The 13,201-nt window shown below is 65.1% G+C and carries 9 protein-coding genes and 1 tRNA gene; 5 read left to right on the forward strand and 5 right to left on the reverse strand.

Annotation, left to right across the window (positions count from 1 at the left end; genetic code table 11):
• Nucleotides 1-229: 229 nt before the first annotated feature.
• The 5 genes from P0645_RS09705 to P0645_RS09725 all read right to left on the reverse strand — a co-directional run bounded on the left by P0645_RS09705 (nt 230) and on the right by P0645_RS09725 (nt 6,009).
• Nucleotides 230-1,117, reverse strand: a complete 888-nt coding sequence (locus P0645_RS09705) for a glycoside hydrolase family 26 protein (protein ID WP_502854279.1) — start codon at nt 1,115-1,117, stop codon at nt 230-232.
• Nucleotides 1,118-1,146: 29 nt separating this feature from the next.
• Nucleotides 1,147-2,934, reverse strand: coding sequence for a glycosyltransferase family 2 protein (locus tag P0645_RS09710; protein WP_284164370.1), 1,788 nt, complete (start codon nt 2,932-2,934; stop codon nt 1,147-1,149).
• Between the two features lies 1 nt (nt 2,935).
• On the reverse strand, nt 2,936-3,937 hold the full coding sequence (gene galE / locus P0645_RS09715; RefSeq protein ID WP_284164371.1) for a UDP-glucose 4-epimerase GalE: 1,002 nt from the start codon (nt 3,935-3,937) through the stop codon (nt 2,936-2,938).
• Nucleotides 3,937-4,974 (reverse strand): UDP-glucuronic acid decarboxylase family protein, encoded by a 1,038-nt coding sequence (locus P0645_RS09720; RefSeq protein WP_284164372.1) that lies wholly within the window; start codon nt 4,972-4,974, stop codon nt 3,937-3,939. Before P0645_RS09720 ends, galE begins: the two co-directional genes overlap by 1 nt.
• A gap of 372 nt (nt 4,975-5,346) precedes the next feature.
• Nucleotides 5,347-6,009, reverse strand: coding sequence for an Npun_F0296 family exosortase-dependent surface protein (locus P0645_RS09725; RefSeq protein WP_284164373.1), 663 nt, complete (start codon nt 6,007-6,009; stop codon nt 5,347-5,349).
• 274 nt (nt 6,010-6,283) lie between these two features.
• Here P0645_RS09725 and P0645_RS09730 point away from each other — a divergent pair, with 274 nt between their 5' ends.
• The 5 genes from P0645_RS09730 (at nt 6,284) to P0645_RS09750 (ending at nt 12,842) form a co-directional block, all read left to right on the forward strand.
• Nucleotides 6,284-7,315, forward strand: coding sequence for a cysteine synthase A (locus tag P0645_RS09730; RefSeq protein WP_284164374.1), 1,032 nt, complete (start codon nt 6,284-6,286; stop codon nt 7,313-7,315).
• A 4-nt stretch (nt 7,316-7,319) separates the two neighbouring features.
• Entirely contained in the window at nt 7,320-9,812 is a 2,493-nt protein-coding gene (locus P0645_RS09735; protein ID WP_284164375.1) for a DUF3772 domain-containing protein, read from the forward strand.
• Nucleotides 9,809-10,528, forward strand: coding sequence for an alanyl-tRNA editing protein (locus tag P0645_RS09740; RefSeq protein WP_284164376.1), 720 nt, complete (start codon nt 9,809-9,811; stop codon nt 10,526-10,528). Before P0645_RS09735 ends, P0645_RS09740 begins: the two co-directional genes overlap by 4 nt.
• A gap of 230 nt (nt 10,529-10,758) precedes the next feature.
• Nucleotides 10,759-12,690: a potassium transporter Kup gene (locus P0645_RS09745; protein WP_284164377.1), complete on the forward strand. Its 1,932-nt coding sequence runs from the start codon at nt 10,759-10,761 to the stop codon at nt 12,688-12,690.
• 62 nt (nt 12,691-12,752) lie between these two features.
• A tRNA-Ser gene (locus P0645_RS09750) sits at nt 12,753-12,842 on the forward strand.
• The last annotated feature ends 359 nt before the right edge of the window (nt 12,843-13,201 follow it).

The following is a 13,201-nucleotide window of genomic DNA, read 5'->3' on the forward strand; positions in this document are numbered from 1 at the left end:
ACAGGGCCGACAGGGCGGAGGGGCGGGCGACAGCAGCGTCGCGCGTGACCCGTCCGGCACATGCCGGGGCAGCTTTACCGAGAGGTAGCCGATCAATGCGCCGCCAATATGGCCGCGCGCAAGGATTTGTTGGTTAATTTGTCAATCTTATCAAGGCGATGACACAATTTCGCCGCATTCCGTCAGGGCGCCGGGAAAAGCGATCTGGCACGCCCCGTCCGGGCCGCCGTCAGCGGATGATCCGGTTCTGGATGCGCCAGTCGGGCAGGCCGAAATTCTCGGGCCAGGGATAGACTTCACGCTGGTCGAAATAGATCACGCCGACGAGGTTCGGCAGGTCGGGCCGGGCGACGCGCACCTCGTTCTCCCAGGCGTTCACATAGGCCTCGCTGCCGGAATAGCCAAGTTCCGCCACGACCACCGGCTTGCCGAAGGCGGCGGCTCGCTGGTAGCGCGGCTCCATGATGTCGCGGTAACTGCGGTCGCGGTCATACTTCGCCTGATCCCAGGCCTGCAGGCCGAAAACCGAGATGCCGACGATATCGACATACTCATCGCCGGGATAATAGCGCTCCATCCCCTCGTCGCCCAAGGGCGACCACATGACCTGAATGTTCGGCGCGGCCTCGCGGCAGATGGTGATCATGCGGCGGTAGGCGGCGATATAGTCCTCGGGCTTCCAACCGGCCCAGATGAACTGACCGGAATAATCGTCCATCTCGTGGCCCCAGCGCAATGTCACGGGGCTTTGCAGGTCCGCCATCACCAAGCAGATGTCGCGCATGTTCTGGTCGTACTGGCCCGCGAAGATGCCGCTGCGCAGATATTGCGGGGTGTTCCTCTCGCTGCGCGACCAGGTCCAGGGTTCGAGCGTGATCAGCAGTGCGCGGTTGCGTTCCAGCGCATAGGCGTCCGCATCGTTCAGCGACGGCAGATAGACGTCTTCCCAGGGCAGGAACAGATGTTCGACCACCAGTTCGAGGTCATCGGTGAAGTCGCCGCCGGGATCATAGGCCCCGAAGGGCACGGTGCCGGGCGGTGCGGCCTCGGCCGCGAATGGCGAGAGGCTCATCGCGAGGCTAAGGAGCAAAGGTGTCAGGCAACTGGTTATCCGCATCACTTCCCCCTTGGGAATCTCATGTCCGTTCAGTTCCAGGCCAGATCGAACTCGTAGACGACAAGCCGGTCGTTGGAGATACCGGCGCCGGAGACGAGATATTGGGCGCGCACCAGCTGGAACGGTTCCATTCCCATGGTGAGCGCATAAAGGCTTTCCTTGCCGCGCACAACGGTTGCTGTTGCCATAAGGGCAACAAGTGACGCAACCGAGGCGGCCTGCAGCACGAATGTCCGTGGTTTGAGGACGAACTCATGCCCGTTGGCGCGCAGATGCTCCAGCACGATGACCGCGACGCAGATCGTGTAGATCAGGCCGTTCAGCGCCGAAAGCAGGTAGAAGCCCTGTGCATCCTGTGCATCGACGAAGAGCAGCGGCAGAAGCGCGCCGGTCGCAAGCGCGGTATAGATCGCGACGACCTTGGTCGGCAGGCGCTTGGTCGCCGCCTCGCCCTTCGGCGTCACGCGGAAATCGACGAACTTTCCGGTCATCCGGTCGCGCGCCGCCATCAGGACACCCCAGAATACCCAGGGCCATTGCAGGAAGATGAAGAGCATCTTTTCCCAGCCGAAGATCCGGCCGTTGTAAGGGCGGAAGAGCCCGTCGCGCTTGATCTCGAGGGCGAACCAGGTGAGCACGGCGGCGGTCGGGGCCGAATGCAGCACGAAGGCCCAGTAGGTGACATCGGCGAACCGCGCGTCGAAGGTCAGCGCATAGATCGGCGAGAGGTACATGTAGAGCATGAAGAAGGCGAAGAACACGTACCAGGACTGGCCGAAGAGGAAGCTGAACTTCAGCCGGGCGGGCAGCGTCGGCAGATAGCGGCCGGTGTGGGACAGAAGCAGGGTCACAAGGCTGCGCGACCATTGGAATTCCTGCGTGGCGAGGTCCGCAACATTCGCGGGCCCGTCACCAAAGGCAATGGCGTCGATCGCATGGACGCCTTGCCAGCCGCCCGCCGCCAGAACCATCGACGTGGAATGATCCTCGGCCAGTTCGGGGCCAAGGCCGCCCACCGCCTTCAGCGCGGCGGTCCTGACCGCATAGTGCGAACCGATGCAGATCGAGGTGAAAAGGCCGGTGTAACCGCATTGCAGCGCGCCGTGGAACGCGGCCTCAGTATCAAGCCGCGTGCGCGCGGCCCAGCTGTCGGCGCTGTTGGCGTTGCAGATCGAAGGGGCGCTGACATAGCCCACCTTCGGGTCGGCGAAGGGCCGCAGCATTTCCCGCAGATAACCGGGCTGGGGCACATGATCGGCGTCAAGCTGGGCGACGATATCGTAGGCCTCATAACCGTAATGGTCGTAGAAATAGGCGAGGTTGCCTTCCTTGCAACGGGTCCGACGCGGCCAGACCGGCTGGTGATAGGCCGCGACCCCCTTGCGGGTCGAAATCCGGACGCCGTTCTCCGCGCACCAGGCGATGGTTTCGGGCGAGGGATCCTCGTCGGCAAGCCAGGTATCGTGCGGATAGTCCTGCACGAGCATCGCCGTCAGCGTGCGCTTGAGAAGGCTCAGCGGTTCGCCCGGGGTCTTGGTCACGATCATCGCCACCCGCCAGTCGCCCGGTTCCGGCGTGGGCGCGGCGGTGCGGCGGGCGTTCAGGAACACCACCACGAAATAGGCCTGCAGGAAGAAAAGCCAGAAGAGGCAGGCGGAGGCGATCAGGAAGCGTGGCCATCCAAGGATATGGCCGGGCTGCAGCCACCAGGACCAGAAGAAAAGTGCCGCGGCCAACCACAGACAAGCGCCGCGCCGGTACTTCACCGCCTGGCGCCCGGTCAGGATCGGCTTCAGGAAGCGCGTGCGCCGGTCCATCTCAGGCCACCTTCACCCGATGGTTCGAGAGGCCGAACCAGGGCGCGGCATGACTGACGATCGTGTCGATGTCCGAAAGCCGCGTGCGGAAGCCGAGGATGCGCGCGGCGAGCGCCGGGTCGGCGGTCAGGACCGGCGGATCGCCCGCCCGGCGCGGCCCGAACTGCAGGGGAACCGCGCAGCCCGTCACCCGCTCGATCGCGGCGCAGACCTCCAGCACCGAATGGCCGCGCCCGGACCCGAGGTTCAGGGCCGTGCTCTTGCCGCCAGCATGCAGATAGGCCAGCGCCAGAAGATGGCCGCGCGCCAGGTCCGAGACATGGACATAATCGCGGATGCAGGTTCCGTCGGGCGTGTCGTAATCGGTGCCGAAGACGTTGAGCGGCTGCCCCCCGGCCGCCGCACGCAGCGCCAATGGCAAAAGGTGCGTCTCCGGCTCATGCCGTTCTCCGATCACGCCCGACGGGTCCGCCCCCGCAGCGTTGAAATAGCGCAGCGCCACATGGCGGATGCCATAGGCGGCGCCGTAGTCCTTCAGCATCTGTTCGCAGATGAGTTTGGTGCGGCCGTAAGGGTTGATCGGCGCCTGTGGCGTATATTCCGAGATCGGCAGCAGCTCGGGCACGCCATAGGTCGCGCAGCTTGAAGAAAAGACGATCTGGGTCACGCCGGCGGCGCGCGCCGCATCAAGAAGCGTCACCATGCCATTGACATTATTGTCATAATAGAGCGCGGGGTCCGCGACGCTTTCGCCGACATAGGCGGAGGCGGCGAAATGCAGGATCGTGTCGATCCGGAACTGTTTCAGCGCCGAAGCCAGCGCGCCGCGGTCGCGCACGTCGCCGCGGACCAGCGGCCCCCAGTGGACCGCGTCCTGATGGCCGGTGGATAGATTGTCGTAGGCCACGGGCAGTGCGCCCGCCTCGGCCAGGGCCTTGCAGGCATGGGCGCCGATGAAGCCCGCGCCGCCTGTCACCAGTACTCGGGAATTACTCACACGCATCAGGCAACCTTCTCCGTTCTGGAGGGGAGGGGACGGCCAAGTTCGGCCGCGAAATGGGCAATGGTCCGGTCGAGCCCTTCCGAAAGCGCGACCAGCGGCGCCCAGCCGAGCGCCTTCCGGGCGCGCGAAATGTCGGGGCGGCGCTGGCGCGGGTCGTCGGTCGGCAGCGGTCTGTGGACGAGGCGGGCGGTGGTGCCGGTCTTTTCCCGCACGATCGCCGCGAGTTCCGCCATCGTGAACTCGCCCGGATTGCCGAGGTTGACCGGTTCGGAGACAGCCGAGGCCATCAGCCGCAGGATGCCTTCGACCAGATCGTCGACATAGCAGAAGGACCGGGTCTGGCTGCCGTCGCCATGGATGGTCATGTCGCGCCCGCTCAGCGCCTGGACGACGAAATTCGACACGACCCGCCCGTCGTCGGGGCACATGCGCGGCCCGTAGGTGTTGAAGATCCGCGCGATCCGGATCTCGACCCCGTGCTGGTGATGGTAGTCGTGAAAGAGCGTTTCGGCGGCGCGCTTGCCCTCGTCATAGCAGGCGCGCGGGCCGAAGGTGTTGACGTTGCCGCGGTAGTTTTCGGACTGCAGCGACACTTCGGGATCGCCGTAAACCTCGGACGTCGAGGCCTGGAAGATGCGCGCACCCTTGGCGCGGGCAAGCTCCAGGAGGTTCATGGCGCCGATGACGGATGTCCGGAAAGTGTGCACGGGGTCTTTCTGATATTTCGGCGGCGATGCCGGGCAGGCCAGGTTGAAGATCTCATCCACAGCCCCCGCTATCTGGATGGGATCGCAGACATCCTGCCTAATCAGGGTAAACCGTTCGTTAGCGGCATGTGCCGCGATATTGGCGAGCCTGCCGGTCGAGAGATTGTCGAGGCAGATGACGCGGTGACCGTTCGCCAGAAGCCGGTCGATCAGGTGCGAGCCGACAAAGCCCGCGCCGCCCGCGACCAAGACAGTCTTGTGCGCCGGGCGCCCGCGCCCGAAGAGACCAAAGGGCGATCCCGCACCCAGGTTCAGAAAGTCGTCCGGCATCTTCCCACCCCAAAAAAACAGCAAGCAATGACTCTGTTCAAAATGCAGTCCGGCCGTGATGGCCCCCCGGGATGTGGTGCCCGGACTGGCCACGCGGTGCGACAATGGAAAATGGAACTCGTCACCGCTCGAACCGAAACTGCCTCAATGAGACGACTCTACGCCGGGGAGGGTGGAAGTCAACTTTACGCCACAATGCGGACATAAATGATGCGTGACCTGAGACAATTCGGAGCCAATCGCGGCTTTGGCGGCGTTGCGATCGCAAATGCTGCCTCAGGGGCCCAATGCAGATCGCCCGCCGCGAACGGCAGGCGTTGTGTCGGTGATCGACTGGCGGTCTAAGAGGCAGCTGTCGCGCCTGCCCGGCGCTCAGGCCCGGCGGCGGCGCGCGAAACCAAGCATCAGCAGCGCGGTACCGAGGCCAGCCACCGGCAGAGGCAGCGGCACCGGGGAGGCTTCGATATTGGCATATTCGAAACCGCCGAGCGTCGAGGAGAAGCGCAGTTCATCGAACTGGATGCCGGTCAGGCTGACAAGTGCCGCGCCCTGGCCGGGATTGCCGACCTGCAGCCCGAGCTGATCGCCCGCGACCGAGCCGACGACGACACCGTTCAGCACGAATTCGATAAGGTTTCCAACGTCGAACGAGCCCCAGAGCAGGCTGAGCCCCTTCTGGATGCCGCTGAACGAGAGCGTGTTCACGTTCGACCGGTCCGCCGTCTGCCAGGTCGCCCAGAAGGGCAGGTTCTGCCATCCGGGCAGCGGCGTGGCGCCGATCGTCTGGTTGGTGCCGTAGATGCCGGGATCGAACGGCGAGCAGAAAGAGATGCAGGGATCGACCTGCGGAAACCAGGCGTTCGGCATCTGCAGGGGCGCCGATGTCCAGGTCGCGCCGTTCGGCAGGGTGACGGTCTGGCTGGTGTTGACCATGTTCCAGGCGGTGTCATTGGTCGCGACGGTCTGCACCGTCAGGGCCTGGGCCGAGAGCGGCGCGAGAGCGAGAATGAGGCCTGCGACGAGACGTAAAGACATGATCATACCCTGTTCGTACTGGTTCAGCGCATTTATAGGTCGTTCGGCGAGCGCTTGCAAGATTTTGACATTATTTTGCCGCAATTATAAGTGTCGGGGCGTGGTATTTTGCGCGCTTCGGACGGATTGTTTCGTCCTGAGGAACTCGTTCGCCTGTCTGATTCTCGCCTGATCCTGTCCCATGGCGCCGTGCGACCGGCCTGCGCCGTCGCCCGAGGGCTTGAGCAAACCCGCCGGGCGGCCTAGGTATGGACCGACGAATGGAGGCCTCGAGATGCGCGCGTTCAAAGATCTGGCTGATGCGGTGGGAAAGACGCCCCTGATCCGGCTGAAGAAGGCCAGCGAGATCACCGGCTGCGAGATCTATGGCAAGGCGGAATTCCTGAACCCCGGCCAGTCGGTGAAGGACCGGGCCGCGCTGTTCATCATCCGCGATGCGGTCGCGAAGGGGCAGCTTCGCCCCGGCGGCACGATCGTCGAGGGGACCGCGGGCAATACCGGGATCGGGCTCGCACTCGTCGGATCTTCTATGGGCTTCAAGACAGTGATCGTCATCCCCGAAACCCAGAGTCAGGAGAAGAAGGACATGCTGCGCCTTGCGGGGGCGGAGCTTGTTCAGGTTCCGGCGGCGCCCTATTCGAACCCGAACAATTATGTGCGCTATTCGGGCCGCCTCGCGCAGCGTCTGGCACAGAGCGAGCCGAACGGCGCCATCTGGGCCAACCAGTTCGACAATGTCGCGAACCGTCAGGCCCATATCGAGACCACGGGGCCCGAAATCTGGGAACAGACCGGCGGCAAGGTCGATGGCGTCGTCTGCGCCGTAGGCTCGGGCGGCACGCTCGCGGGCCTTGCGATGGCATTGCAGCCCAAGGGCGTGAAAGTCGCGCTCGCCGATCCCGAAGGCGCCGCGCTGCACAGCTATTACACGACGGGTGTCCTGAAATCCGAAGGCTCTTCGATCACGGAAGGCATCGGGCAGGGGCGGATCACCGCGAACCTCGAAGGGATCACGCCGGACATGTCCTTCCGCATCCCCGATGCCGAAGCGCTGCCCATCGTCTTTGACCTTCTGGCGGAAGAGGGGCTGTGCCTTGGCGGCTCGTCCGGCATCAATGTCGCGGGCGCGATCCGCATGGCGCGCGTGATGGGGCCGGGCCACACGATCGTCACGGTCCTCTGCGACTATGGCAACCGCTATCAGTCCAAGCTCTTCAACCCCGATTTCCTGCGTGCCAAGGGCCTGCCGGTGCCCGGCTGGCTTGACCGCGCGCCGCAGGACCTGCCCTCGGTCTTCGAGGGCTGAGACGATGCGGCGGGCTCTGGCGGCGGCGCTTCTCATCCTCGCGCTGATCCTTGCTGCCGGGCCGCTGACCGGGCCGCTGACCGGGCTTCTGTCAGGACCGGCCCTTGCGCAGGAAGCCGAGGCGCCGGTCGATTATGCAATCTGGGAACGCGAGGCCCAGGCGGCGGAAGAGGCGCTGAAGAACGCCAAGGCGTCGAGCAAGGCTTTCGAGGATCTGCGGGCGAAGGTCGTGGAATGGCGCCAGGACTTTGACGCTGCCCGCGCGGTGAATGCGCCGCAGATCGAGGTGGTGCAGGCCCAGATTGCCGACCTCGGGCCTGTGCCCGGAGAAGAGGCCGCCGAGGCGCCGGAGATCGCGGCCAAGCGCAAGGAACTGACGGCCGCGCTGTCGCGCCTGCAGGCGCCGGGTGTCGAGGCGGTCGCCGCCTATCGCCGCGCCGACGGGATCGTCAAGCAGATCGACAAGCTGATCCGCGACCGGCAGGCCAAGGAGCTTCTTCGGCTGATGCCGACGCCCTTGAACCCGCTGCACTGGCCCTCGGCCGGTGCGGTTCTGGAACAGGGCGGCAAGACGCTCTGGAGCGAGATCGACAGCAACTGGTCGAGCGATGCGCGCCGCACCGACCTGCGCAATAATCTCCTCGGCATCATCGCATCGCTTGGCGTCGCGCTCCTGCTGATGTTGCGCGGTCCGGGTTTCATGGAACGCCTGTCGCGCCGCCTGCAAGGCCGCACGGCGATGCGCATGCGCCATGTCGTCGCCGCCGTCGTCTCGCTCGGGCAAGTGATCGTGCCGGTGTCCGGCATGATGCTTGTCCATCTGGCGATCACTATTTCCGGCATGGCCGGGCCGCGCCTGCTGGCGCTGGCCGAGGCGCTGCCGGTCGCGGCTTTTTCCTTTTTCGCGGCGCGCTGGCTTGGGAGCTGGCTCTTTCCGGACGAAAGACGTGCCCATGGCCCCAACCTGACCGACCGCCCGGCCGAGGCGCGCTTCCATGTCCAGATGATAGGCCTTCTGCAGGCGGTCGAGGAATTCCGGCTCGCCTTCACCACCGAAGTGCGGCCGCCGCTCAGCCAGGCGGCACAGGCGGTCTGGCTGACGCCCCTTGTCATCATCGTCGCGATCTTCCTCTTCCGGCTTGGCCAGCTTCTGCGGCGCCAGAGGCTGGTGGGGGCAGAGGAGGGCGATGCCGTCCTCTTCCGGAACCGGATGATCGGGCTTTGCGGCACGCTGATGGTCGCGGCCTCGGTCCTTGCGCCGCTCCTGGCCGCAGTGGGGTATGTGACCGCGGCCAATGCGCTGATCTGGCCGGTCGTCGGGTCGGCGGCGCTGATCGGGGTCATCATCCTTCTGCAGCGGTTCCTGACCGATATCTATGTCGCGGTGACGCGCACGGGCGATGAGGGACGCGAGGCGCTGATCCCGGTCCTGACCGGCTTCCTTCTGGCGGTCGCGTCGCTGCCGCTCTTTGCCCTGACCTGGGGCGCGCGCCCGGCCGATCTGTCGGAGATCTGGGCGCGTATCCAGGCCGGTGTGACGCTGGGCGGGGCGCGGATATCGCCCACCGCGATCCTGACGCTCTTCATCGTCTTCGCGATCGGCTACATGGTCACGCGGCTCGTGCAGGGGGCGCTGCGTTCGTCGATCCTGCCGCGCACGCGGCTCGACAAGGGCGCGCAGAATGCCGCCGTCTCGGGCCTCGGCTATGTGGGGATATTCCTGTCGGGCCTTGCCGCGATCACCGCGGCGGGGATCGACCTTTCCGCGCTTGCCATCGTCGCCGGCGCGCTGTCGGTCGGTATCGGTTTCGGCCTGCAGAACATCGTCCAGAATTTCGTCTCCGGCATCATCCTCCTGATCGAGCGCCCGATCTCGGAAGGCGACATGATCGAGGTGAACGGCCAGTTCGGCATCGTGAAGGGCATTTCTGTCCGCTCGACCTGGATCGAGACATTCGACCGCACCGACGTGATCGTGCCGAACGGTGATCTGGTCGCGGGCATCGTGACCAACCTCACGCGGGGCAATCTGACGGGGCGGCTGATCCTGCCCGTGGGCGTCGCCTATGGCAGCGACACGCGCAAGGTCCACGCGATCCTGCAGGAGATCGTCGAGGCGCAGAACCTCGTCCTCATCAATCCCGCACCAAAGGTGCAGTTCGTCGGGCTTGGTGCCGACAGCCTTAACTTCGAGATACGCGCGATCCTGTCGGACGTGAATTTCAAGCTGGAGGTTCAGACCGAGATTCTTCACCAGATCGTCGAACGCTTCATGGCCGAGGGGATCGAGATTCCCTACACGCAGCGCGACATCTGGATCAGGAATCCGCTCCGCATCGAGCGTGCAGAGCGCCCGCCACCCGCCGCTTCGGGCAAGACAGAACCGACAGCCGTCCCGACCGATGCGCCCGCGACAAAAGCAGCCGCGCCGGACCCGGTTTCGCCCGCAGCCATCAATTACGACCCGCGCGACGACGAACGGGAGGAGGAAGAATGACCGAGCTTCTGTTCCGCGCCGACGCCTATCTGCGCCAGGCCGAGGCGCGGGTGGTGGGACATGGCGATCAGGGTGGCCTGATCCTCGACCGCTCGGTCTTCTATGCCACGTCGGGCGGCCAGCCGGGCGACAGTGGGCATCTTGACTGGGACGGCGGGCGCGTCGAAATCGCGACCGCGGTGAAGGGCGAGGGCGGTACGGTCGTGCTGGTGCCTGACCCCGGCATGACCCTGCCGCCGGTCGGGGCGCCGGTCGTGCAGCACCTCGACTGGGATCGCCGCCATCGCCATATGCGCGTCCATACCGCCCTTCACCTTCTGTCGGTCGTGGTGCCCTTGCCGGTGACCGGCGGCCAGATCGGGGCGGAACGCGGGCGGCTCGACTTCGACATGCCGGACCCTCCCGCAGATGTCGCGGCGCTGGAAGAGGCGCTGAACCGCCTTGTCGGGCGCGACCTGGCCGTATCCGACGACTGGATCACCGATGCCGAGCTGGAGGCCAATCCGGGGCTGGTGAAGACCATGTCGGTCAGGCCGCCGATGGGGCAGGGCAGGGTGCGTCTGGTTCGCATCGCGGACGGCGAGGATCTCGTCGATCTGCAGCCCTGTGGCGGCACCCATGTTGCGCGCACGGCCGAGATCGGCCGCCTGACGCTCGGCAAGATCGAGAACAAGGGCCGCCAGAACCGGCGGATTACGCTGCATCTCGGTGACTGACGCCCAGTATGATGCTGTGATGCAGCGAAACATCTTGAAACTTTCCGTCAGATCACTCTAGTCTTCCTCTCAGCCGGGCGGGTCGGAGACTCGCCTGAAATCTGGGGAGCGCAACGGCCTGCCAGCCCGCGCGAAGAAATCTGGAGCGATCTGGGTGCATTCGCGCCTGAAAGTCTCAAGACAAGTCCCGGTTCGAGCCTTGCGGCTTGCCGGGCGGAGCTGAACCGAACATGTCAAATCCCGAAACGGCCCTTGCCCAAGGGTCCGAAGACGAAACCGCTTCGGCCGCCGAAAACGGCCACGGCGCGCGCAAGCAGGGGCTTGCAGCCCTGACGATGGGCGCAATCGGCGTCGTCTACGGCGATATCGGCACCAGCCCGCTTTACGCCATGCGCGAAGCGCTGCACCCGGTGTCGTACGACGGGATCTCGGTCGGCGAGGTTCTGGGCGTCGTGTCTCTTCTGATCTGGACGCTGATCCTGATCGTGACGGTCAAGTACGTGCTCTTCCTGTTGCGCGCCGACAACCGGGGCGAGGGGGGCATTCTGGCACTTTACACGCTGTCCCGCCTCGCGATCGGGCGGCGCAGCTACGCGGTGCTTGGCCTTGGCATTGCCGGGGCCGCGCTCTTCTTCGGCGATGCGGTGATCACGCCTGCCGTCTCGGTCCTGTCCGCGGTCGAGGGGATCAAGCTCGTCACTCCGAAGCTCGACGCCTATGTGTTGCCGATCACCGTCGGCATTCTCGTTGGCCTCTTCATGGTGCAGCGTCACGGAACCAAGGCGATTTCGGCTGCCTTCGGGCCGATCACCGCGCTGTGGTTCCTGACGATGGCGACAACCGGCGTGATGCAGCTGGCGCAGGACGCATCGGTGATCGCCGCCTTCAACCCCTACTACGGGATCGTCTTCCTGATCGACCACGGCCTCATCGCCTTCATCGTGATGGGGGCGGTCTTTCTGGCGGTGACGGGGGCCGAGGCGCTATATGCCGACCTCGGCCATTTCGGCAAACGGCCGATCCGGCTTGCCTGGTTCATGCTGGTCTTCCCGGCGCTGGTGCTGAACTATCTCGGCCAGGGCTCGCTTGTGCTGCGCAATCATGAAGCGCTGGAAAACCCGTTCTTCCTGATGGTGCCCGACTGGTTCCTGCCCTTCCTAGTCGCGCTGGCGACCGTGGCCACGATCATCGCCTCGCAGGCGGTCATCACCGGCGCCTTCTCGATGACGCGCGCGGCGATCCAGCTCGGCTTCCTGCCGCGGCTCTCGATCGTCCATACGTCGGAAAGCCAGTCGGGGCAGATCTATGTACCTGCCGTCAACTGGCTGCTCCTTGCGGGCGTCCTCCTGTTCGTCCTGAACTTCCGCACGTCGAGCGCGCTTGCCGCCGCCTATGGCATCTCCGTCACCGGCGCGATGATCGTCGATACCACGCTCGCCATGATCTATGCGCGCAAGGGCTGGAACAAGAAGCTTTGGGTCGTGCTGCTGGCGGCCACGCCTTTCCTGCTGCTCGAAGGCACCTTCTTCCTGTCGAACATGACCAAGTTCTTCGCGGGCGGTTTCGTGCCCGTCGTCCTGTCGGTGACGATTTCGGCCCTGATGTATTCCTGGTGGCGCGGCACCCAGCATGCGGTGCAGGCTGCCCACAAGCAGATGGTCGACCTCGACAGTTTCGCCCGCTCGATGATGAAAAGCTCGGTCCATGTGGTGCCGGGGACAGCCTTCTTCCTGACCTCGGACCCCAATGCCGTGCCGCCCGCGATGCTGCACAATATCAAGCACAACCGCGTGCTGCATGAACGCAACGTGATCCTGACGGTCGAGACGGTGCGCGTGCCGGTGGTCCTCGACCGGGACCGCGCCGAATATGCGCCGATCAACGAGCGGTTCGGGCGGCTGATCCTGCGCTTCGGCTTCATGGAAAGCCCCAACATCAGCCGAGCCCTTGGCCGAGCCCGGCGCGAGGGGCTGAAGTTCGATGTGATGACGACCTCCTTCTTCCTCGGCCGCCGCAAGGTCGTGCTCGGCGGCAACGGCGGGCTGCGACGCATGCTCGACCGGCTCTTCATCGCGCTCGGCCGGTTTTCCGCCGATCCGAGCGAGTTCTACCAATTGCCCCGCGACCGGGTGGTCGAGCTTGGCGCCCGCATCTCGATCTGATCGCCGATTTCGCCCGTTGCCCCTTGCATCCCGCCCCGGCGAGCGGCTAAAGAACCGCCCACGGACAGGTGGCCGAGTGGTCGAAGGCGCACGCCTGGAAAGTGTGTAGGCGGGGAACCGTCTCGAGGGTTCGAATCCCTCTCTGTCCGCCACCGAACCCGCTCTCACCAGCCGATGCAGGATTGGCCGGAATTTCCCCGAGACTGTCCGTACCAATGCTGCTCGCGTCTGCCTGAGACGCGCCGACACGGTCGATGCATTCCGGCTACCGGGCGCGGCCCCTGTTTTCCGGTTCGGCCGGTAGGGGTTTCCGGGATTTCCCTGAGACCGGGCATTTGACGGGGAATTTCGCGGTTTCTGGCGTCTTGTGGGCTCAACTCACTATTATTTTCAGGGCCTGTTCGGCGTTCCGCTGCGCGGGTCGGAAGGGAGCTGTCGCGACCGGAAAGCGAACGCTTTCGGACCCGCGCCAAGAGAGAGGCGCACCGCCCGGCAGGCAGGGTGTCGCAGG

It is taken from the genome of Frigidibacter sp. SD6-1 (genome assembly GCF_030143255.1).
Taxonomy (GTDB): Bacteria; Pseudomonadota; Alphaproteobacteria; order Rhodobacterales; family Rhodobacteraceae; genus TMP-24.